The sequence below is a fragment of the Acinetobacter sp. genome, from assembly GCF_045628685.1.
Classification (GTDB): Bacteria; Pseudomonadota; Gammaproteobacteria; order Pseudomonadales; family Moraxellaceae; genus Acinetobacter.
The window spans coordinates 1-21936 of record NZ_JAZQPV010000107.1; the positions used below are offsets into that span (position 1 = coordinate 1).

The following is a 21936-nucleotide window of genomic DNA, read 5'->3' on the forward strand; positions in this document are numbered from 1 at the left end:
AATCTTTCGCTTCACCGCCGTAAGTTTTTGCACAGATCGTTGCAATTGCAGCAGTTAAAGTTGTTTTACCATGGTCGACGTGACCAATTGTACCCACGTTTACGTGTGGCTTATTACGTTCAAACTTAGCCTTAGCCATGATGATCTTCCTCGTTTACGTCGAACACGGTCTTAAACAACTCAGCTTCGACAGCTCGCCTAAAAAACAAACACCCAATACTTGAAAAGCAGACTAATAAGCCTGCTTTTTTAAAACATTGTGAACAAGTCACTAAACTGTATATCTGGAGCTCTTATCCAGATTTGAACTGGAGACCTCTCCCTTACCAAGGGAGTGCTCTACCACTGAGCTATAAGAGCATAATAAGTACTTCAATATGGAGCGGGAGACGAGGGTCGAACTCGCGACATGCAGCTTGGAAGGCTGCCGCTCTACCAACTGAGCTACTCCCGCACGATGTTGGTACAATCCACTTGTTGAAGTCTTAAAATTGGTGGTGAGGGAAGGATTCGAACCTTCGAAACTTTCGTAGCGGAGTTACAGTCCGCCCCCTTTGACCGCTCGGGAACCTCACCATTTTACACTTACATCAGTGTCGTTCTTTCCACTTCACTTCTTAAAACTTCCAAGATGGTGCCGGCACACGGATTCGAACTGTGGACCTACTGATTACAAGTCAGTTGCTCTACCAACTGAGCTATGCCGGCGTTTCCTGGTGTTTCGTACGTTTCGTATCGGAACGGTGTGCAGTTTAGCAAAACCCAGAAACCTTGCAAGTGTTTTTTTAAAAAAAACCCTCAAAAACTCATAAAATCAATCCATTTGATGATAATTCAACCGCTTTAATCACTGCACGAGCTTTTATCTGGGTTTCATTCCATTCAGATTCAGGATTTGAGTCTACCACTAGCCCTGCCCCCGCCTGTACATAGACCTTATTTTCACGAATCACACAGGTTCGGATGGCAATCGACATGTCCATTTCGCCATGCCAGCCCAAATAACCCACCGCACCACCAAACACACCGCGTTTTACCGGTTCGATTTGATCAATAATTTCCATAGCACGGATTTTTGGTGCACCAGACAGTGTGCCTGCCGGGAAAGTGGCTTTAAACACATCCAGTGCATCAACATCATCGCGAACTTCGCCCTGTACATTCGAGACAATGTGCATCACGTGCGAATAACGTTCGATCACCATTTGATCCGTGACTTGCACTTTGCCAATTTTTGACACCCGTCCGACATCGTTACGGCCCAAGTCAATCAGCATCAAATGTTCCGCAATCTCTTTTTCATCAGACAACAGATCTTTCTCTAAGGCCAAATCTTCTTCTTTGGTCTTGCCACGCGGACGTGTCCCTGCCAGTGGACGAACGGTTGCTATGCCATTTTCCAGACGTGACAGAATTTCAGGAGAAGAGCCGACAATATGAAAGGGTTTTTTATTCTCTAAAGTTTGGCCTTGAACCAAGAATAAGTACGGTGATGGATTGAGATGACGCAGCGCACGATAAACCTGTAATGGCTCGCCATCGAAATCGGACACCATACGGTGTCCCGGCACCACTTGCATCACATCACCTGCACGAATGTACTCTTTGACGGTTTCAATCGACTCAAGATATTTCTCTTTGCCTGTGAGCGATTCAAAATGCGGTGCGGTATGTTTTTTCGCTTGCAGACTAATCGGTTGAGCCAGTACTGCTTCCAAGTCATCTAATTGTTTTTGCGCCTTGGCATAGGCATCAGGATCATTGACATCTGCATGCACGATTAAGAACAAAGTATCTTTTAGGTTGTCAAACACGATTACTGTTTTAGACAGCATCATCCAGATATCAGGCAATCCGACGGGATCGGCTGCTGGCACATTGGTTAAACGCGGCTCGATATAACGCACTGCATCATAACCAAAATAACCCACCAAGCCACCGGTAAAGCTAGGCAAGGCTGGCAAGTCCTTTTGCGTGGGTACATGAAACCGGGATTGAAAATCACGAATATACTGAAATGGATCGCTACAGGCTTGGGTTTCAATTGAACCATCGGCTTGCTGAATGGTTAAGACACTTTCATTGCATGAAAAAACCGTGGATTCACCCAAGCCAATAATGGAATAACGTGCCCAGTTTTCGCCACCTTCAACCGATTCAAATAAATAAGCCTGGCTGTGATCCTTAAGACGCGCAAATACTGAAAGTGGCGTTTCGGTATCGGCCAGACGCTGGCGGTAAACTGGAATCAGGTTGTAACCGTCAGATTTTAAGCTGTCGAATTGAATTTGAGTGGTCATGAGTATGCTCTATGTTTTCGATATGGGCGGGTTTAAGTTCGTTTTGGTGTTATGTGACTTAGTGTCGCCATCGAAAAACCATACAATTTCTCATTCCAATATCCTTACTTTTAAATTCTTAGGCGAGTAATTCTGTTAAATCATCAACCACTTGCTGTGGCTGGCAATCCCGAATATCTTCACCATGATTATAGCCATAGCTAACCACAATACAATCTACGCCTGCACGTCGTGCGGCCTCCACATCATTGCTCGAGTCACCAATCATTAAAGTTTCTGCCGCAGTGACCTCATATTCGTCAACACAGAACAGTAACTGACGTGGATGCGGTTTGCGTTCTTCAAAGCGGTCACCGCCAATGACATCGATAAAATATTTGCTGAGGTCCAAAGTTTCCACAATCATGCGCGCCGGTTGTTCTGGCTTGTTGGTCACACAGATCATTTGTTTATTATGACTTAAACCCCATTCCAAGAAATCCACCACCCCAGTAAAAGGCTGGGTATCTACACAGGGCTCGGCATTATAAATTTCTAAAAAGGTTTCTAATAAGTGCTGATGTTGAGCCGGATCAACCTGTCCAGTTAAATACTGCAAAGTGCTATAACAAAAAAGTGAGGTCCCCTTGCCCACCCACGTCCGAACCTGCTCTTCGGTTACTGGGGGCAATTGTAAAACACTTAAACTCATGTTCATGGCGCGATATAAATCAGATGCGGAATCCACCAATGTGCCATCCAAGTCAAATAAAATCAGTTTACGACTTGCCAATTTTGCTACAGACATCTTGTTCCTCTCAAAATTTATTTCACCCAACAACAACCTAAATAATTAAGGCATGCGATTGCATGCCTTAATTGTATGTCGAGCATACACTTATTTAAAGAATAACCATGCGATGATTGCAAGAATAATCAATACAATCATAGCCATTAAGCCAACCGATGCATTTTTTTGCTCTTCTTTGACATGCTCTACACGCGATGCAGGTGTTTCAACCACGGCTGGATCCTGCTTCTCTGGAATGGCATTCAAGTCCACATTTTCAGGAATCGGTGCTGGTTTCGGTATACCCACATTGGTTGGCATGCCATCACGTGTCACATTGACACTGCTATCACGCTCTTTAAGCTCGGGCATGCCCTGATCATTCATTTGTTGAGCAACTGTTTTAGATGCCTCTTCAGCTTGTGCTGCTGCCGTTTCAGAAACAGCAACTGCTTCCGAAGACTGTTCACTAACAAGTGCTGCTTCTGCTACCGTCTCATCCTGATTTAATGCTGCAACTGTTTTTTCAATTTCGGTCGGTAATTCTACTTCTTGAGCTGGTTCCAGTACGGAAAACTTCAGACTGGCAAACTGGACGATATCACCCTGTTTCAATAAGGTATCATGCTCAATCTGTACATCATTGACGAATGTGCCGTTCGATGAGTTTAAATCCTGCACCCACAAGGCCTGGTCTTTTAGCAAGAAAGCCGCATGCTTGCGGGAGATTTCCCCGGCTTGCAATATAATATCTGCGCTCTGATGACGACCGACCACCATATCACGGTCGATGCTAATTTCTTGTCCCGTCAATTCACCGGTAATTGCTTGTATTTTCCAAGTCATGAAATGCACTTCTCTTTGCGATTTTTTCTCATCATATCACGGCAAATCTGCAATTTTTTACCTACTCTGTTAAGAACCTGATCGAATCGTGGTGGTGGTTACGGTATTTTTAGTTCTTTCCACTCCAGCTTGAGGAACCGGGATAACCTGTCTTTGTACCACTGGCTCAATCGCCACAGGCGTGGTAATGACAGCAACATTGGACTGTTTCTGTGCACCGGAAGGAACTGTTTGATAACCCGGTGCTTTTGGCGCTGAAGGCTTGACCGGAATACGTTGCTGATAAATATCATCCATCGTTTCGGGTAACTTCGAGAAAGTGCCATCCTGATCCATGGCGAGCTGCAAGCTATACAACTGACTGTAGCGCTGCTGAGATAAACGGCGCACATCCTTATTATCCCCTACAATAGTTGGGTGGATAAAGATTAACAGGTTACGCTTCTGATTGGATTTACCTTCGGAACGGAATAAACGCCCCAGGCCTGGAATTGCGCCCAGACCAGGCACGGCCTGACGACCATAACGGGTATTGTCTGAAATCAGACCGCCCAGAACAATGGTTTGCCCATGTTCAGCCAGAATCGAGGTTTTAATCGCCCGTTTGCTGGTAACCAGATCCTGTGCCTGTCCTTTACTGGCCTTGACATCAGATACTTCCTGTTCGACTTCCAGACGTACCGTACCGTCTTCACCAATATGCGGAACGACCTTTAAAGTGATACCGACATCTTTACGCTCAATGGTGGTATAAGGATTAACAACACCGCCAACACCAGTGGATACCGAACCAGTGACAAAAGGTACGTTTTCACCCACCACAATATAGGCTTCCTCATTATCCATGGTCACAATTGATGGAGTAGACAGCAGATTAGACTTGGTACTTTCCTTTAAGGCCTGAATAATCGCTCCATACAGACGGCGCGAACCATCACTGCCTTCACGATAGTCACCGAGTACCAGAGAGCTGCCTGCCCCGATTGAACTTACCGCACCAGCACCGCCGCCCGCCAGATAACCGGCCGCAATATTTTTCAGGCTGGTGCCAAAATTATCAAAATTAATCAGACCTACACCACTGCTGATATCTCCCATAGCCCATTGTACGCCCAGCTGATCAGCATCTGTGCCTTCAATTTCAATAATGGCCGCTTCAATCAATACCTGTTGACGACGGATATCCAGCTGATTAATCGCTGATTCAATTTCCCGCATCAGTTGTGGATCTGCTTTAACCACCAGAGAGTTTTGGGTGGCGTCAGCAATAATACTCACTCCGTTGGCATTAAAGCTGGTAATCCCGCCCTGCTCATTATTCATACCGGTATTCAGCTGAATACCTGAAGATGTATTATTTCCGGCACTATTACTGCCACTGCTATTATTTAAATCATTACTGGAGCCGAGTAAAGCTGAGCTCGAAGAAATACTGCCAGAGTTTGAATTACCACTTACGGCTTGTCCGGTGACCAGTCCCTGCAAGATTTCCGCCAGATTTTTCGCACTGGCATATTTTAGACGGAAGACTTTCAAGCCACCCAAGCGGTCTGCTGCAGGCACATCCAGCATTTCAATCATTTGACGAATACGCTTGCGCGTCACCGTATCGCCTTTGAGCACAATCCGATTGGTTCGGGTATCGGCAATGATGCGGATACGTGAGCCTTTTAAATCTCTGGACGCTCCCGTTGAACTCATCGACTCCAGCAAACCAATCATCTCTTCCGACTGACTCGATTGCAGGGTCACAGCCTCAATATCGTTTTGTCCGGTACCATCTAGGTTACGGATAATGGTTTCAATCTGATAAATATTACTGGCACGATCTGAAACAATCAGGGCATTGGTTCCCGCGACTGCAGATAAATGCGCGAACTGCGGCATTAAAGGACGAATCGCAGGAATCAAGTCATTCGGATTGGTATTTTCCAGCCAAATGACCCGCGTCACAACTTGATCACCCTTGGCACGTTGCTTGCTATCGTAAGGAATACCCGAACTTTTAACATTGCTATCCGGTACCAGTTTGATGGTATTGCCTGAAGGAATCGCCACCACGCCATTGACATTTAATACACCCAGAAATAACTCGTAAACTTCAGCTTTATTTAAAGGTTTATTCGAAATTACCGTCACATTGCCACGCACACGCGGATCTACAGCAAAATTCTTCCCAGTAATGTCTGCAACTTCATTAATGAATGCCGTTAAATCGGCGTCACGTAAATTGATTTTCCATGTCTGTGCATGGCTTGCAGTGCTCACCATAGCAATAAGTGGCGCAGCTGCAAATAAGGTCCAAACTGAACGATGATGATTAAATAAAGCCATAAAATTCCGTGCTTCCTAATCCTATAATGTGACGATGCATCACTTAAAAATTTTGTTGTATGGTCATCACTTGATCACCACGTTTTATTTCCAGCTTAACCTGACCTTCGCGTCTCGCCTGTTCCAGCAACTGAGCATCGCTTTGTCCCTGCCCCACAGCCTGTCCATTTAAAGACACAATCCGGTCACCCGGTTGCAAACCCAGCTTACTACGTAATGCTGCCGGTGTTCTTGCGGTCACTTCATATCCCCCACCGGCCGCATTCACCCCCATATCTTTTAAATATTGTTCCCGGTCTTGCTGTATTTTTTGTACGGCTTGCCCTAAAGCGTTATTTTCCTGACTCGGCGCAGCTTGAGTCGTTTGGCTTGACTGATTATTTGAGTTTGCCGCATTGACTACAGGTGGAATAATAGATTGATCCAATCCATTTTCAATTCCTTTAAACTGTAACTCACGGATGGTACCGTTATTTTGACGCAATACCACGCGATCCCAGTACACTTCTACCAACTGGTAAGAAGTGGTATCAATACTTTCTCCAACCCGATAGCGATCTGCTACCTCATTGACTTTAATCACCGCAGAAGAAAATTGACTGGGGTAGCCGACCACGACACCTTGTAACATTAAATTGATGTTCTCTTCCGCAGCCGCCGTCTTTCCCGTCTCTTGAAACAATGCAAACGAAGAAATGCTTGGAACTTGCGGCTGTTGTGAGCCCAATTCCACACGCTCAACTTGCATGACTTGAGGTGGCGCGAGCAATAACCAGAAAATACTCGCCAATCTCCAGCATAAATATAAAATTAACAGTGCAAGTAATATCGGTGCACCGCGATCCGCTTGTTTCCAATTTAACTGCTGAATTTTTTCAATCCATTCATTCATTAGAAACCACCTTTAAATAAAGGTTGTCGTGAACTAATGGCATAGGTATCTAGACCAGCTTTGCCATCGTAGGAAGGAATATTCATCAATAAACGCTGGGTGAGCTGCACATCAAGCATCAAGTTTTGATCCAGATCCAAGGCAATCAGTTTTTGATCACGCTGGTCACGAATATCAAACATCAGCTTGTTATTTTCATCTGACAGTTTTCCTTTCAATGACGGCATATTCATCTGATCCTGTCGCTGGGCATAGGTATAAATCAACTCGCCACCCGCCCACTGTAATTGACCATCTGCCTGGGAAAATCCCTGCTCTTTTTTATAGTTAAAATCGATATCCTGTAGTTGAATGGCATTTGCAGGCCATTGCCAGTCCACTATATTTTTTAGGGTTTCAGGCGCAATCTGTCCATTCAACTCATGAATCATGACTTTTTTGCCAAAACCATACCCCACTACCCCATCAAGTTGGGTATTGCCACTATGAACTTCGACATACGCCCCTAAACGCAGCAAAAATAGATCCAAAGGTCGTGTTTTCCAACTTAACGACCCTCTTAGATTTCCTTTATGCCAATCTGCTTGTCCCTGCCAGATATTGCCGCTTACATTTTGCAAGACCTGGTTATTTTTATAAAATTTTGAAATGAGCCAAGCCGCTGGAATTTGGAGTAAGACAAAAATAAAAAAAATGATGATGGCAAAGATCCACCACGTGATGTATTTAGGTTTCTTTATCATCCCACCACGACCAACATATCTATTCTTCTTTCCTGAGCCACGATATTATCTTTCTATACACATTATGCACACTTTTTCCACAACGCCAATTCAAAGATATAAAAAAACCAAGCATATATGCTTGGTTTTTTTACTCTAATCCAACTGGATGACAATCTCATGAATTCTAGAATTAGATGAGAAAGTCTTCCAGTTTCGCACCGCCGTCAAGTTCAGCAACTAACCAACGTGGTTTTTTACCGCGACCCGTCCAGGTGTCAGATGGATTCTGTTTACTACGGTAACGTGGCTCTACAGATTTACGTGTGCTTTTTTTACGTTTAGTTGCGCCAAATTCTAAAATTTCTTCAATCGATAACCCTACATTATCTGCAATATCCAAAATTTGCTGATAAGCATCTTCAACTGCTTGATCTTTTTTAGAAGCAATTAATGCTTCCGCTTCAACTTGTAAACGTTTTAACTCTTCAACAGATAAATTACTAATATCCGGCATCATAATAACTCCTAAACAGATTTTAATTTTATTTATTCAAACTCGATCATAATATTTTTATTATACGAAATATTCAATCTAATTCTTTAAATAACCACAATCTTTAAAACAGATTGAACATTTTTTAAATTTATAAAGCAGCTGCTTTAAATATTTTTTAAATCAAATGCTTCACGCTTAATTCAATTTCAGTGATTTTATGACGAATAATTTCAGGAATTTCAGTTTTAAGCATCGAGTCTTTATTTACACAGACAATGACTGCTTCACCCAATGCAACCGCAGTCTTTTGCACCTCACTGTATAATAAATAACTCATACGAAATGCACTGTTACGGAGTTCCTCAACCCGCACCCCAATTTTAAGCTGGTCGGGATAAAATACTGGACGAATATATTTACACTGATTTGATCCAACCACTGTATAAACATCTTGTTGAAAAATATTCAGCTCATCCATATAACGAATGCGAGCACTTTCGATATAACGATAATACATCACGTTATTGACATGCCCAAAGGCATCCATATCTCCCCAAGCGACTGGCTGCTCATGAATAACCGGATAATCTGACAGGGTTAACATTTATTTAGCCTCATATTTTTATTTCAACAAAATTCGCATTATTTTCAAATATTAAATTTAACTGTTTAATTAAATCATCTTGTCCTTTCAAGGTTGACTTAATTCTTAAATAATTCATCATCACATTATCTGGATATAATTCAAGCAGCTGCTCAGCTTCAGCATAACGTGCAGTTGCCTCGTATATATGCCATTTTGCAAAGCTAAACACCGGCAAAGAAGGGTATTTATTTTCCCAATAATTAATTCGTTGCTCAACTCCTGAATAATCCGGATTTTGCTTCAACAATTGCTGCTGGAACCATAAATAAAAAACGTCTTGATTAAATCGCTCATCCAACAAATGCAATGCCAAGTCTTCATGTGGCTGGCTCATTTCAGGCATCCGAGATAATACCTTAAGCCACAAAATTTTTATCTCATAATCGCGGTTATAAATTTGATCTTTCAAGTCTAAATAACGCTGTTGTAAATTTTGTAAATCCTCAACATTTGCCTGATCAAAGTTAAGCAATAACTGTTGCAACCATTCCTGTTTGGTGTCGGTTCCCAAATGACCATATTTAGTCGAACGCAGATACATCCATGGAAATTGCAGGGCAAACTTCCCCCATAGCGCGGTTAAACGCAAATCATAAGCATTTTTTACATCGTTTAACCACGGTGAAAGTTCATGCTGATTTAAAAACTCAAGATGGGTTAAGGCTTGTTCTCCATCATTTTGAGCCAGATAGATTTCAATCCGCTGTATTTCAGCCAATTCAAATGCCATGGCATTGCTTTGATTTAATATCGCAAGCGCTTGTGGATATTGCTGCTGCATCCAATATAATCGTGAACCAATAATACCTTTTAATAAGCCCGATTGGGAAAACACCCCTTGAATAAATTCATGCTGGTCTTGAGCTGCGTCTAATAACCAAACTACAGCCAATTGTTCATAAGGATGCAAATTCTTAAAATTAAAAACATTTTCTAGCTTTCTTTGTTCTCTTTTTAAATAGCGTTTAATTAGCAACCATAGTAATTGAATAATTAAGCTCAGACAGGCCATAAAAATAAAAATAACCCAGATATTGGTTTGAATTTGCCATTCTCGCCAATATAAATAAACATAACCCGCCCCATACCCGTAACTTAAAACGCTCAGTCCGGCAATTATAATCAAGCTAATAAAAGCATAGGCAAGTAAAACCTGTTTCATTGATACCTCACCCCAATAATGCGCGTGTATTTAAACTTGGCGTTGGAACAACAGTAAATCCTTTTATTTTTTGGATATTCTGAATCAGTTGACGTGACTTCTCATCCGGTAATCGACTTAACAATTGGATAATTTCAGTCAGTGATTCTTGATATTCTAAATATTGACCTTGCTGTAGCGCCTGATGTGCCAATAATAATCGGAGCTGTGCCTCTTTTAAAATCAATGGACGTTGCATTAAAGCCACAGCAGGTTGTTTTGCTGGTTCAATAGCCAGCCAACGCTGCCAAAAATATTTACTTTGGGGTTGGCTTGGACTTAATTGTGGCGTATTTATTTCTTGGGTTAAGGCTTGATCTAGCTGGTGTATCAAACCATCTACTTTTGTCTGCTGTTCAGCTCTGGCACTTGCAAAATGCTGAATCACTTGCTGATCCTTCTCAATTACCTGATGCAAACTCTGTTTCAGAGAAGGTGCTAAAGCATATTGTTCTAGGTTTCGATCTAAATACATTAATTTATCTAAGGCTTCATTCAATTTCTGCTGCTTCAGCATAAATTCAATCAAATCCAGCTGCTGTCTAATGACTACAATTGGATCAATACTTGAGGCTTCGAGGGTTTTTAAATCATGCTCCGCTTGAGTACCTTGCGCTACTGTCCCACCTTGTTCATTTACATGACGCTGTAAAGCCACAAGCTGGTCATTTAAATTTGCATTGCTCTGTTCAATACGATGCAGACTGCTGCTTAATTCTGTTTGTTGTGCAGAGATATTAAATACGTCATAACTTAATTTTATAATCCAGAGCAAACTTGAAATAAGCAATAAGATGAGAATTTTCTTCATGTGTTCCCTTGCACAACAACAATCTGCTGCAAAATTGAATCTATCTTTAAATCAGTTAATCGCGTGATATTAAAACATGCTAATTGATTTTTTTTATAATCTGAAACAACTTGACACAAGCGCTCACCCAAAACAAAGTAATGCCCTTTTGCAATAATCGCATCTTGACCTTGCATCAGATTAATCCAGTTTAGCCAACTTGCTTCACTGCTCACCACCATAGCATACTTTTTTTCTTGTTCTAATAAGGGCAATATATTTGAAAGATTCTGCTGAGTAAGTAAAGGGCAACGGCGTTCATATAAAATAAAATTTAGAATATGCATACCTTGTTGTTTCAACTGGTCCATCATAAATGGACGTCCACCCTCACCACGCCAAAAAGCGATGCAGGATCCAGCATTCATGCTTTTAAGCATTGGAAGTTGCAACATCCCTTCCGATGTTTCTACTAAAGGAATCTCAGCAGCAATTCCATAGCACACTAAGGCTTGCGCTGTTGTTTCACCTACCGCAATCCACTGGATATGCTGAAGTTGATTAAGAGAAATTTCTGCCTGTTTTAAATAATCCATCCCCACCTTTACAGCAGTTGGACTGACCACCACAATCACCTGTGCGGAAAGTAATTGCTGATACAACTCAGACAATGCCTGGGACCAAGGTCGAGCCACCAATTCAAGTAATGGTAAATCCAAAACAGGCACTTGAGCCATACGCAAGGTATGACTCAGTTTTTCTGCACGATCCCGAGGACGGGTATTAATAAACAGCATGTTAATAAAGTGCTTTAAGTAAATCGCCTGCACCTTGTTCCAGCAATTTTTGTGCGAGATTCACGCCTAACTGCTCAGCCTGTTCTGGAGCTCCACTAAGTTTAACTTTCAATAGCGTTACGCCATCTACACTCCCCACACGGCCCTCAATATGAAGTTGTCCGTGATTTAAGGTGGCATACCCTGCAATCGGCACTTGGCAACCCCCTTCCAAATAGGCATTGAAAGCACGTTCTGCACGAACACAGACATTAGTTTCAACATGTAAAAGCGGTGAAATAAGATCTAGTACCACCTGGTCTGTGGCACGACATTCTAAGCCAAGTGCACCCTGCCCAACTGCAGGCAAACTGATTTCAGGTTGCAGGGTATGACGGATACGTTCAGCCAATCCTAAGCGTTTTAAACCCGCACTTGCCAAAATAATCGCATCGTACAAACCAGAATCCAGTTTAGATAAACGCGTACCCACATTTCCGCGCAAATCAATAATATTTAAATCAGGACGCTGTTTTAAAATCTGGGTTTTACGGCGCAGGCTTGAAGTGCCCACTTTTGCACCCTGCGGTAATTCATCAAAACTGTTATAGGTATTGGATACAAAAGCATCCAGAGGATCTTCACGTTCACAAATCACCGCCAAGCTCAAACCCTCAGGCAGCGCCATAGGGACGTCTTTCATGGAGTGAACAGCCAGGTCTGCACGACCATCCAGCAATGCTGCTTCTAGTTCTTTAACAAATAAACCTTTGCCGCCAATTTTTGCCAAAGGAGTATCTAAAATTTTGTCACCTTGAGTTACGAAGGTCACCAACTCAACTTTAAGATCAGCATGCAATGCCTCTAAACGGGCACGAATATGTTCAGCCTGCCATAATGCAAGCGGGCTTTGTCGAGTTGCAATCTTCAAAATTTTCATAAATTTTAGAAACAGTCAATTAGGTGCGTTATTCTAAACTTAACGCGCTGACTTGAAAATGCAAGTGAATTTGCACAGTTGTTGTCACCAAAATCATGAAAAGAGAATTACATTTTTTGTATTCGTTCTCTTAAATTGGGTAAATGACGTCGGCTGACAGCCAGACGTTCCTCCAATTCACGACAACGCACCTGGTACTGCCCCGAACTAATCACTTCAAGGCCATCTAGAAAATTTACTGAAACCAAGGCATTACGATGAATTCGAACAAACTGGTCGCCAAATTCATTTTCCAGATCTTTTAAGGTTTCATCAATCAGTACACTGCCATTTTTATGGCGTACCGTGACATATTTTTGATCTGCCAAAAAATAATAAATATTTTCCACAGGAACCAGTTCTACCCCACGGTAGGTTTTTGCCACAATTTGATGGCGTTTTATATTGAATTCGTTCATATCTTCTTTTTGTTTTAAAGTGCTCATTTGTGCTTGAGTCAGTTTGGTTAAATGATCTAAAACCTGTTGTAATTCCTGCTGCATCACCGGTTTTAATAGATAGCCTTCCGCATGCGACTTAAATGCATCCAGAGCATGTTCATCATAGGCAGTACAAAAAATAATTGCGGGCATGGGCTCTAGCTGGCGCAAATACTGGGCACAGCTCAAACCATCCATTTCCGGCATTTGAATGTCTAAAAGTACCACATCCGGTTCATAAAACTGAACCATATCAATTGCCTGCTGACCATGCGTCGCGGTTGCAACCACTTGATGTCCCAGTTGGGTGACTAAACGTGATAATCGCTCTACAGCGAGAGGTTCATCATCACAAATCAGGATGTCCATTTTTCCTCCTTTCACAGTTACCATTATTTTTTTTTATAAGTTAACTATGATTTTTTTATTTATATCGATATTGCACAACTGTGGTAAACATTCCCTTTCCCGCATATGTCTGAAAGATCACAGTCCGTCCATAATAAGCTTCTAGACGCTGTTTCACATTCTCAACTGCAATACCATTTCCTTGTCGTAAATTTATTTTATCCTGTGTATAAGGGTTAGTAATAACTATATTTACTTGATTTTGCAATACTTCAATCAATATGCTTATCGTACTCTTTGTTAGAAATTTTTCAACACCATGAAAAATACTATTTTCCACTAAAGGTTGTAAAGTCAATAACGGAATTTGTACCTGAGAAAAGAGAACCTCATCGTCATATTTCCATTCTACGCGTAAACGATCACCCAAACGGATCTGTTCGATGGCCAGATAACGCTGGCACAGTTCAATTTCATCTTTTAAGCGCACCAGTTTAAGTTCTTTAAAACTTGCACGGAATAGTCGTGATAAATTCAGTAACATTTGTTCTGCTTTATCTGGATCAATGGTAATTAAACTGATCACCGTATTTAAACTGTTAAACAGAAAATGCGGATGAATTCGTGCTTGCATGGCCTGAATACGTGCATGTAATTCACTGTTTTGCTGGCGTGCCCATTGCTCTCGCAAATACAGATAGCGGAAACAAAATGTCCCGATCAGCACACCATAGCTCAGATGCAACATTACCCCATCGAGTAAAACATCACTGCTTAAATGGTAAATTTGAAAATTTTGCCCAAAATAAATTAAACCATTCAAAATAATGGTGGTTAATAAAACGATAATCTGCAACAGAATAAAGCCGACAACTAAGGCTTGCCCGAAATTTAAAGGCTGAATTTTTTTTTGAAACAGCTCGACCAATGCAACAAAAGCCAGCAAAACCCAGTTAATGAACAACATATACTGCAATAAACGCTCTACACTTAAAGCCGTCCATGATTGTACTTCTGCCAAGGCTAAAATCATCGCCAAAATATTGCTGGCAATAAATAATTCGATTAAATGTTGCCAACGTCCTATTTTCGTAAAAAAATAAGCGTATGTTTTATTTTCCTGTGTATCAGCAAAAGTTTGGTTGTCTTGTCCTTCGGCAAGTGAACCCGAATTTGTTATACTCTTTTTAGTTCTAATGCTTTTTATCTTATTGAGCCGACATGACCACATCTTCTAATTCCTCAAATCCGTCACAAACCCAAACTTCGGGTATGTGGGGCGGTCGTTTCTCTGAAGCTACTGACGCTTTTGTTGCTGAATTTACAGCATCTGTACAATTTGACCAACGCTTTTATAAACAAGATATTGCAGGCTCTATTGCACATGCAACCATGCTGGCAAAAGTGGGCGTACTCACCGAACAAGAACGTGACGACATCATCACTGGCTTAACCGCTATTCAAGCGGACATTGAAGCGGGTAATTTTGAATGGCGTGTTGACCTAGAAGATGTTCACATGAATATTGAGTCTCGTCTGACTCAGCGTATTGGCATCACAGGTAAAAAATTACATACGGGTCGTAGCCGTAACGACCAGGTCGCAACCGATATTCGTTTATATGTGCGTGACGAAATTGATGCGATTTTAAAATTACTGGAAAAATTACAAAAAGGTATTTTGGGCTTGGCTGCGAAAAATACCCAGACCATTATGCCTGGCTTCACTCACTTACAAACGGCTCAACCGGTGACTTTCGGCCACCATTTAATGGCATGGTTTGAAATGTTGGTGCGTGACTCTGAGCGTTTAATTGACTGCCGTAAACGTGTGAATCGTTTACCTTTAGGTTCTGCTGCTCTGGCAGGTACAACATACCCAATTGAGCGTGAATACACAGCCCAGCTTTTAGGTTTTGAAGCAGTGTGTGAAAACTCGTTAGATGCAGTTTCTGATCGCGATTTCGGTATTGAGTTCAATGCTGCTGCATCACTCATCATGATGCATTTATCACGCATGTCTGAAGAGATGATTCTTTGGACGTCTGCGCAGTTCAAGTTTGTGAACATTCCTGACCGTTTCTGCACTGGCTCCTCAATTATGCCACAGAAAAAAAATCCGGATGTTCCTGAATTGATTCGTGGTAAAACCGGGCGTGTTTATGGCGACTTAATGAGTCTTTTAACCCTCATGAAAGGTCAACCGTTAGCCTACAACAAAGATAACCAGGAAGACAAAGAACCCCTATTTGATGCGATTGATACTGTTCGTGGCTCATTGATGGCCTTTGCCGACATGATTCCTGCATTGGTTCCAAATATTGAGATTATGCGTGAAGCTGCACTCCGTGGTTTCTCAACCGCAACTGACCTTGCAGATTATCTGGTTAAAAATGGTGTCGCTTTCCGTGATGCACATGAAATTGTTGGTAAAGCGGTGGCGCTTGGCGTTCAAGAATCAAAAGATTTGTCTGAATTGACACTTGAGCAATTGCAACAGTTCTCTGACCTAATTTCTGAAGATGTGTTTGAAAAAGCATTAACTTTAGAAGCATCAGTAAATGCACGCAATCACATTGGCGGTACTGCACCAGCTCAAGTTGAAGCGGCAATTGCACGTGCTTATACTCGCTTAGAAAAACTTTACGCTTAAGGAATAATGATATGTCTCGACAAGTATTTTGCCGTAAGTATCAAAAAGAAATGGAAGGTTTAGATTTTGCGCCCTTCCCAGGTGCAAAAGGTCAAGAATTGTTTGACACGGTTTCTAAACAGGCTTGGCAGGAATGGTTAAAACACCAAACTACGCTGATTAATGAAAAGCGCTTGAACGTGTTTGAACCCGATGCGAAGAAATTTCTTGAAGAGCAACGTGAAAAGTTCTTTAGTAACGATAAGTCACTCGAAAAAGCTGAAGGCCTAAAGCCTGAGTAAAATTTAAGGCACTGCTTTAAATTTTACTCAGTACAAGTGAAGCAATAGTTTTTAATGTTATTAAGGAGTCTCTCAGAAGACTCCTTTTTTATTGATCTTGATAATGTTCTACCCTGAGGAATATATTCCGCAAGAAGACGAGAAGCTATGCTTGAGTAAAAACTAAGAGGCTACTTTAAGTTTTAAGCAAGACAAGGGCTTTACTCGCGCAAGCCTTAATTTAAAAAAGGTGCCAATAAGAAGCCTGTTTGCATAAAGGTCACTCTGTTCTGAGAAATATATTCTACAAGACCATGAGGCTATCTTTCGATTGGAAGCTCAAATGCTATTCTAAAAATTACACGAGTTTCAAAAAAGAATTTCTAATACAGTTTTTTCAAACTCGCAGATTAACACTTGACGTGCCTCACCATGCCCTTGAAATAATATCAGACTTGGACTTTTTAACTCCAAGTCTCTGCTGAGTCTCTTTTTATTGTTAGGGATTCTGTTGAAATGTTATTTTTACATCTAGAAATAACTGTAAACTAAAGATACATTTCTAAATAAAACTCTACATTACAATACAATAACCTACATGATTGATGAAATTGATTCTCTTATAATTAGTCTCAAGAAGATGGTTAAACATCTTATAAAAGATATAAGAAATACTCGATTTCAATCCTAGGTTTCCCCCAAAATCTAGGATTTTTTTTGTTTATAGATTTTTAAAATAAACGAAAAACCCAAGTCAAAAAAAACACCCTGAAGTGGGTGTTTTTTTTTGACTTTTTAAATTTTAATTTAGGGCTGCTTTAAATATGGCCAGGCGGCTTTCAAATAAATAAACATGGACCATAAGGTCAAAATCACCGCAGTATAGAGTAAAAGATAAGCTAAAGTATCAAGCGGTTGCCAGTTGAGTAAAAACACTGAAATCGCAATCATTTGAAAGGCAGTTTTATATTTACCGACGGTTGATACGGCTACATTGGTACGTGCCCCCAACTCAGCCATCCACTCACGCAAAGCAGATACGGTAATTTCACGTGAAATAATCACAATCGCTGCAAATGCCATGGAAATACTCGGTTGCCATTGCACCAAAACAATCAACGCTGCTGCGACCATTAATTTATCAGCCACGGGATCGAGAAAACGGCCAAAGGCTGAAGTTTGATTCAGTGAACGTGCCAAATAACCATCGAACCAATCAGTTACCGCAGCAACCACAAAAATCGCCGTTAAAATAATGTGACGAGTCATGTTAGTGTCGTGTTCCGCAACACCAATTGTAGGCGGCCAATAAGCCACCAACAAAAAAACAGGTATTAAAGCTATACGCGCCAAAGTCAATATATTTGGAATATTCAGGATGCGACCTGTAGTCATAGACACCGCCAATTTTTCCCCTTTATGCACAATGAAAAACCACACATATTTTGGGATGGATTCATCGTTAATTCAGACTCACTTTATACGAATTGCCCTAAAGTGTCACTAGGCAAACACAGTAACTGTCTGTCTGGAAATCGCAATCAGTCTATTTTCAGCATCCCAAAGATGCGCATATTCGGTGGAATATCCTTCTGCTGCATAATCGGTAAATACTTTATATTTAAACCAATCCTGCAAATGGCTATGTAAAGGATGAACATAGGTCACATGCCACGTCAGTGAACTGGCCGGTGCGAAGGTTTTAAACATCGGCAATACTCCAGGTGGCCACATATCAAATGCCACCATCAAATCAGCCACAGTCATTTTCCGGTTGTCATGTCGCTCAGGATTAAAACGCATCCAGCCACTAAAATCAGGTTTTTCACTTGCCGTACATGGATATTGACCATCAGTCCAAACCAGATCCATTTGCTGAAAACACTGGGGTGCTAATGGCGGTGGCGGAACAATGGTTAGATTTTCAACCGCAGGAAATTTGGGTGCAATTCGTTGTTGCTGGACTGAAATGGTCGACTCACGATGAGTACCAAAACTGGCAATTAAGATACTTTGTACCGCCTCATCTTGCCACAGCCGCACTTCGATAGTCGTTACCGACTTGCCTTGGCGTAAAATTTCCGCGGTCAGCCTAACTTGGCTTTCCTGTACCGGGCCGACAAAAGTCACACTGGTGCTTAACAAGCGTTTTGAGGGATCGGCAATCATCACCAATGCCTTTTGCATCATCATCCCTGCGACCAGACCACCATAAATGGTGCGCCCTTGTAGCCAACCTTGGGGAATATTCACCCATTCATCTTGTTCAATTTCTGTGAATAATTGGCGCAGTGACATCCATAGTCCTCTGGAATTTTTAATTTGCTCTATCTTTCACTCATTTTTAATGGTTGTAAATGACTACTTATTCATGATTTATTGAACTTTTTTGTCACTACCCTGCCATTTATTCATGTAAAACTTTATAAATGGTTCGTGCCATGACATCTCCCAAACCGGGAACCAGTTTCAAGTCGTTTTCTGAAGCTTTCAGTACGCCCTGAATCCCGCCAAAATGCGTCAGCAAATCACGGCGGCGTTTCGGACCAAGCCCCGGAATGACTTCCAGTACTGATCCACCACGGCGTTTATCACGTTTGGCCCGATGTTTAGTAATGGCAAAACGATGTGCTTCATCACGAACCTGCTGAATCAGATGCAGCGCTTTATGATCTTCAGGCAACTGAATTTTAGTGCCATCGGTAAAATGTAACGTTTCTAGACCAGGTTTACGCCCCTCACCTTTGGATACCCCGACCATAAATGCATCCAGTCCCAGATCCTGCATGACTTGCATCGCCATATGCAATTGACCTTTACCGCCATCAATCAGCAGTAAATCGGGCAACATGGCTTTTTTATAGCGACGGGTCAGCGCTTGACGCATGGCCGCATAATCATCACCGCCAGTAATATCTTCAATGGAAAACTGGCGATAATCACGTTTCCTTGCACCGCCTGAATCGAATACCACACATGAAGCAATCGTTGCTTCACCCATAGTATGCGAGATATCAAAGCATTCAATCCGGTCAATCGGGCGACCAACCACACTTTCTAACTGATGGAATCGTTCATTCAGTTCAAAATGATTGGCCAACTGCCCTTTAATGGCATGCTGTACATTCATATTGGCCAGCTCTAACCACTCGGCACGGGTTTCGCGGACATTGTGCTTAATCTGCACTTTTTTGCCAAATTCCTGCTGTAGTGCCTGTTCCAATTCTTTGTGATCGGGTAATTCGGTATTAATGATCAGCTCGGCAGGAACTTCATCTGCGACCTGAAAATAAAAGTTTGCCATAAAGTCCGACAGCATTTGCCCCAGATCATTACCCAGCATATCCGGGAAATAGCTTTTACCGCCGAGCATTTTGCCATTGCGTACATGCATAATCTGCACACAGGTCACACCTGCATGATAGGCAATCGCCAGAATATCGGCTTCACCTTTGACTTTATAAATCGCCTGTTGCGATTGCACATCACGTAGCAGTGCCATCCGGTCACGGTAAAATACCGCCTTTTCAAATTCTAGCGCTTCAGCTGCCGCTTCCATTTTGGCAATCAGTTCCTGATTCAGCTCTTTGGTATCACCCTGTAAAAAGCGGATCGAGTTATTCACATCTTCCTGATAATCTTCAGGTGAAATTAAACCCACGCAGGGCGCGGTACAGCGCTTGATTTGGTACTGCAAACAGGGACGTTTACGCTGGGAGAAATAGCTGTTTTCACACTGCCGCACGTTAAACAGCTTTTGCAGCACCACCAAGGTATCACGGGCATTATAGGCACTCGGGTACGGTCCAAAAAACTTGCCGACCTGATGTTTGCCTTTGCCTCGCCCACTGGCAATGCGTGGATAAGGCTTGTCACTGGAAACGAAGATATAGACGTAAGATTTGTCGTCACGCAGCATGATGTTGTATGGCGGACGATGCAATTTAATCAGGTTTTGTTCAAGCAATAAGGCCTCAGTTTCGGAACGGACAATCAGCGTTTCAATGTTATAAATACGTGCCACTAAAGCCTGTGTTTTCGGATGCTCGATAGTTTTAACGAAGTAGCTCGACACGCGGTTTTTTAGATTTTTGGCCTTGCCGACATACAGCAACTCACCGTCTTTACCCAACATCCGGTAAACCCCGGGTAAAGTCGTCATGTTGGCTAAAATCTTTTCAATATTTTCACGTGCGTTTTCGTTCACATTCAGCCTTATTCACAATGATGTATGCTTTGCTACATGATGTGATGGTTTTCACGCCATTTTCAAGCCAATTCGATATTTTTCCCATAATCATACAAAGTTATAACAATCATTTGATTGCTAAAAGCTATAAGTAAATCTGGCGTATTTTGCTATGCTCAAGCCATCTGAAAAATTTGGATCAAACTGAATGACGCCCCACAATCATGCCATGCATATCGTTAAGCCCGTAACTGCAACGCATAGCACATCTGAAAAAGATAAACTGATTGGCAAATCTCGTTTTCATTTTGAACCTAAACAGGTCATGCAACTCCTGCAAACCCGAATTATTGGGCAGGATGTCGCATTACAAGAAATTGAAAAAATGCTGCATGTGGTCAAAGCTGATTTTTCCAGTCCTGAACGCCCCCTCTCGGTAACGCTTATGCTTGGTCCAACCGGGGTCGGTAAAACCGAAACCGTGCGTTTAATTTCTGAAGCCATCTATGCACGTCCTGATGCTTTTTGCCGGATTGATATGAACACTTTGGCACAAGAGCATTATGCCGCAGCAATTACCGGCGCACCTCCGGGTTATGTCGGTTCTAAAGAAGGTCATAGCCTGTTTGATGAAACCGCCATTGCCGGTTCACATACCCGTCCGGGCATTATATTGTTTGATGAGCTAGAAAAAGCCTCTACAGAAGTGATTCGCGGTTTAATGAATGTACTGGATACTGGAAAACTCACCTTGACGTCTGGTACTAAAACTATCGACTTTCGCAACTGTATGATCTTTATGACCAGTAATGTGGGTGCTCAAGCTGCGCAACAATACCTGGATAAACTGAATTTTCTACCAAAAAAAATGCAGGATATTTGCCTTAAAAAAATACCCACCAAAACCATTATTGAAAAAGTCATGTTTAAGAAATTCGACCCTGAATTTTTAAACCGGATTGATCGTACTTTGCACTATCAAGCAGTTCAGGATAACGCTTTACCCAAATTGGTGGAGATTGAACTGGAAAAACTTAATCAACGATTACAGCATCAAAAGCGTGCTGTGATTTTAATGGATGCAGCCAAAGCACACTTCTATAAGGGTCATGATATCCGTTTTGGCGCACGCCACTTGGCGCGCAGAATGCGAACTGAACTGGAACCGATTCTGGCGATTTATTTTTTGAATTATCCGGAAAAAGCGCAGCTCACGGTGGATTATCACGATGGACAATTAATGATTCAGCCAGAATAATTCTTTAAATAATCAGCTAAACAATTATCTAAATC

At 41.9% G+C, this 21936-nt stretch carries 21 protein-coding genes and 4 tRNA genes; 3 read left to right on the forward strand and 22 right to left on the reverse strand.

Annotated features, from left to right (window positions below):
- The 19 genes from ACKI4H_RS13755 to ACKI4H_RS13845 all read right to left on the reverse strand — a co-directional run.
- The coding region (locus ACKI4H_RS13755) for a GTP-binding protein (protein WP_227545342.1) at nt 1-139 on the reverse strand (139 nt) is incomplete at its 3' end.
- A gap of 146 nt (nt 140-285) precedes the next feature.
- Nucleotides 286-360, reverse strand: a tRNA-Thr gene (locus ACKI4H_RS13760).
- Between the two features lie 18 nt (nt 361-378).
- A tRNA-Gly gene (locus ACKI4H_RS13765) sits at nt 379-454 on the reverse strand.
- Nucleotides 455-492: 38 nt separating this feature from the next.
- Nucleotides 493-576 (reverse strand) — tRNA-Tyr (locus ACKI4H_RS13770).
- 56 nt (nt 577-632) lie between these two features.
- Nucleotides 633-708, reverse strand: a tRNA-Thr gene (locus ACKI4H_RS13775).
- 98 nt (nt 709-806) lie between these two features.
- Nucleotides 807-2300, reverse strand: a complete 1494-nt coding sequence (gene trpE, locus ACKI4H_RS13780) for an anthranilate synthase component I (protein WP_407306686.1) — start codon at nt 2298-2300, stop codon at nt 807-809.
- Nucleotides 2301-2418: 118 nt separating this feature from the next.
- On the reverse strand, nt 2419-3087 hold the full coding sequence (locus tag ACKI4H_RS13785; RefSeq protein WP_407306689.1) for a phosphoglycolate phosphatase: 669 nt from the start codon (nt 3085-3087) through the stop codon (nt 2419-2421).
- Between the two features lie 90 nt (nt 3088-3177).
- Complete coding sequence (locus tag ACKI4H_RS13790; protein WP_407306692.1) at nt 3178-3915, reverse strand: FHA domain-containing protein; 738 nt, start codon at nt 3913-3915, stop codon at nt 3178-3180.
- Between the two features lie 69 nt (nt 3916-3984).
- Entirely contained in the window at nt 3985-6249 is a 2265-nt protein-coding gene (gspD, locus tag ACKI4H_RS13795; RefSeq protein WP_407306695.1) for a type II secretion system secretin GspD, read from the reverse strand.
- A gap of 43 nt (nt 6250-6292) precedes the next feature.
- Entirely contained in the window at nt 6293-7141 is an 849-nt protein-coding gene (locus ACKI4H_RS13800; RefSeq protein WP_407306698.1) for a type II secretion system protein N, read from the reverse strand.
- On the reverse strand, nt 7141-7884 hold the full coding sequence (gene gspN / locus ACKI4H_RS13805) for a type II secretion system protein N (RefSeq protein ID WP_407306701.1): 744 nt from the start codon (nt 7882-7884) through the stop codon (nt 7141-7143). Before gspN ends, ACKI4H_RS13800 begins: the two co-directional genes overlap by 1 nt.
- A 172-nt stretch (nt 7885-8056) precedes the next feature.
- Nucleotides 8057-8383, reverse strand: a complete 327-nt coding sequence (locus tag ACKI4H_RS13810; protein ID WP_407306704.1) for an H-NS family nucleoid-associated regulatory protein — start codon at nt 8381-8383, stop codon at nt 8057-8059.
- A 154-nt stretch (nt 8384-8537) separates the two neighbouring features.
- The gene (locus ACKI4H_RS13815) at nt 8538-8966 is read right to left on the reverse strand and encodes an acyl-CoA thioesterase (protein WP_407306707.1); all 429 of its coding nucleotides are present in this window, start codon (nt 8964-8966) and stop codon (nt 8538-8540) included.
- A gap of 10 nt (nt 8967-8976) precedes the next feature.
- Complete coding sequence (locus tag ACKI4H_RS13820; protein ID WP_407306709.1) at nt 8977-10170, reverse strand: heme biosynthesis protein HemY; 1194 nt, start codon at nt 10168-10170, stop codon at nt 8977-8979.
- A 7-nt stretch (nt 10171-10177) separates the two neighbouring features.
- The gene (locus ACKI4H_RS13825; RefSeq protein ID WP_407306712.1) at nt 10178-11020 is read right to left on the reverse strand and encodes a hypothetical protein; all 843 of its coding nucleotides are present in this window, start codon (nt 11018-11020) and stop codon (nt 10178-10180) included.
- A complete protein-coding gene (locus tag ACKI4H_RS13830) occupies nt 11017-11796 on the reverse strand; it encodes a uroporphyrinogen-III synthase (protein WP_407306715.1) in 780 nt (259 codons plus the stop codon). The genes ACKI4H_RS13825 and ACKI4H_RS13830 overlap by 4 nt, the downstream gene beginning before the upstream one ends.
- A gap of 1 nt (nt 11797) precedes the next feature.
- Nucleotides 11798-12715 (reverse strand): hydroxymethylbilane synthase, encoded by a 918-nt coding sequence (hemC, locus tag ACKI4H_RS13835; protein ID WP_407306718.1) that lies wholly within the window; start codon nt 12713-12715, stop codon nt 11798-11800.
- A gap of 107 nt (nt 12716-12822) precedes the next feature.
- Complete coding sequence (locus ACKI4H_RS13840; protein ID WP_407306721.1) at nt 12823-13563, reverse strand: LytR/AlgR family response regulator transcription factor; 741 nt, start codon at nt 13561-13563, stop codon at nt 12823-12825.
- 55 nt (nt 13564-13618) lie between these two features.
- A complete protein-coding gene (locus ACKI4H_RS13845) occupies nt 13619-14773 on the reverse strand; it encodes a sensor histidine kinase (protein WP_407306724.1) in 1155 nt (384 codons plus the stop codon).
- Between ACKI4H_RS13845 and argH the strand changes: the two genes are divergently transcribed.
- On the forward strand, nt 14764-16194 hold the full coding sequence (gene argH, locus ACKI4H_RS13850; protein WP_407306727.1) for an argininosuccinate lyase: 1431 nt from the start codon (nt 14764-14766) through the stop codon (nt 16192-16194). The two genes, ACKI4H_RS13845 and argH, sit on opposite strands and share 10 nt — an antisense overlap.
- A gap of 11 nt (nt 16195-16205) precedes the next feature.
- A complete protein-coding gene (locus tag ACKI4H_RS13855) occupies nt 16206-16475 on the forward strand; it encodes an oxidative damage protection protein (RefSeq protein WP_407306729.1) in 270 nt (89 codons plus the stop codon).
- A 786-nt stretch (nt 16476-17261) separates the two neighbouring features.
- On the opposite strand, the gene pgsA is transcribed toward ACKI4H_RS13855, so the two are convergent.
- The 3 genes from pgsA to uvrC form a co-directional block, all read right to left on the reverse strand.
- On the reverse strand, nt 17262-17849 hold the full coding sequence (gene pgsA / locus ACKI4H_RS13860) for a CDP-diacylglycerol--glycerol-3-phosphate 3-phosphatidyltransferase (protein WP_067869548.1): 588 nt from the start codon (nt 17847-17849) through the stop codon (nt 17262-17264).
- Between the two features lie 108 nt (nt 17850-17957).
- Nucleotides 17958-18752, reverse strand: a complete 795-nt coding sequence (locus ACKI4H_RS13865; protein ID WP_407306732.1) for a thioesterase family protein — start codon at nt 18750-18752, stop codon at nt 17958-17960.
- 109 nt (nt 18753-18861) lie between these two features.
- On the reverse strand, nt 18862-20661 hold the full coding sequence (gene uvrC, locus ACKI4H_RS13870; RefSeq protein WP_407306734.1) for an excinuclease ABC subunit UvrC: 1800 nt from the start codon (nt 20659-20661) through the stop codon (nt 18862-18864).
- A 190-nt stretch (nt 20662-20851) separates the two neighbouring features.
- Between uvrC and ACKI4H_RS13875 the strand changes: the two genes are divergently transcribed.
- Nucleotides 20852-21901, forward strand: coding sequence for an AAA family ATPase (locus tag ACKI4H_RS13875; RefSeq protein ID WP_407306736.1), 1050 nt, complete (start codon nt 20852-20854; stop codon nt 21899-21901).
- Nucleotides 21902-21936 lie beyond the last annotated feature (35 nt).

Coding starts and splice junctions, on each gene's coding strand:
- trpE (WP_407306686.1), bottom strand. CDS start 2,300: ATGACCACTCAAATTCAATTCGACAGCTTAAAATCTGACGGTTACAAC.
- ACKI4H_RS13785 (WP_407306689.1), bottom strand. CDS start 3,087: ATGTCTGTAGCAAAATTGGCAAGTCGTAAACTGATTTTATTTGACTTG.
- ACKI4H_RS13790 (WP_407306692.1), bottom strand. CDS start 3,915: ATGACTTGGAAAATACAAGCAATTACCGGTGAATTGACGGGACAAGAA.
- gspD (WP_407306695.1), bottom strand. CDS start 6,249: ATGGCTTTATTTAATCATCATCGTTCAGTTTGGACCTTATTTGCAGCT.
- ACKI4H_RS13800 (WP_407306698.1), bottom strand. CDS start 7,141: ATGAATGAATGGATTGAAAAAATTCAGCAGTTAAATTGGAAACAAGCG.
- gspN (WP_407306701.1), bottom strand. CDS start 7,884: ATGATAAAGAAACCTAAATACATCACGTGGTGGATCTTTGCCATCATC.
- ACKI4H_RS13810 (WP_407306704.1), bottom strand. CDS start 8,383: ATGATGCCGGATATTAGTAATTTATCTGTTGAAGAGTTAAAACGTTTA.
- ACKI4H_RS13815 (WP_407306707.1), bottom strand. CDS start 8,966: ATGTTAACCCTGTCAGATTATCCGGTTATTCATGAGCAGCCAGTCGCT.
- ACKI4H_RS13820 (WP_407306709.1), bottom strand. CDS start 10,170: ATGAAACAGGTTTTACTTGCCTATGCTTTTATTAGCTTGATTATAATT.
- ACKI4H_RS13825 (WP_407306712.1), bottom strand. CDS start 11,020: ATGAAGAAAATTCTCATCTTATTGCTTATTTCAAGTTTGCTCTGGATT.
- ACKI4H_RS13830 (WP_407306715.1), bottom strand. CDS start 11,796: ATGCTGTTTATTAATACCCGTCCTCGGGATCGTGCAGAAAAACTGAGT.
- hemC (WP_407306718.1), bottom strand. CDS start 12,715: ATGAAAATTTTGAAGATTGCAACTCGACAAAGCCCGCTTGCATTATGG.
- ACKI4H_RS13840 (WP_407306721.1), bottom strand. CDS start 13,563: ATGGACATCCTGATTTGTGATGATGAACCTCTCGCTGTAGAGCGATTA.
- argH (WP_407306727.1), top strand. CDS start 14,764: ATGACCACATCTTCTAATTCCTCAAATCCGTCACAAACCCAAACTTCG.
- ACKI4H_RS13845 (WP_407306724.1), bottom strand. CDS start 14,773: ATGTGGTCATGTCGGCTCAATAAGATAAAAAGCATTAGAACTAAAAAG.
- ACKI4H_RS13855 (WP_407306729.1), top strand. CDS start 16,206: ATGTCTCGACAAGTATTTTGCCGTAAGTATCAAAAAGAAATGGAAGGT.
- pgsA (WP_067869548.1), bottom strand. CDS start 17,849: ATGACTACAGGTCGCATCCTGAATATTCCAAATATATTGACTTTGGCG.
- ACKI4H_RS13865 (WP_407306732.1), bottom strand. CDS start 18,752: ATGTCACTGCGCCAATTATTCACAGAAATTGAACAAGATGAATGGGTG.
- ACKI4H_RS13875 (WP_407306736.1), top strand. CDS start 20,852: ATGACGCCCCACAATCATGCCATGCATATCGTTAAGCCCGTAACTGCA.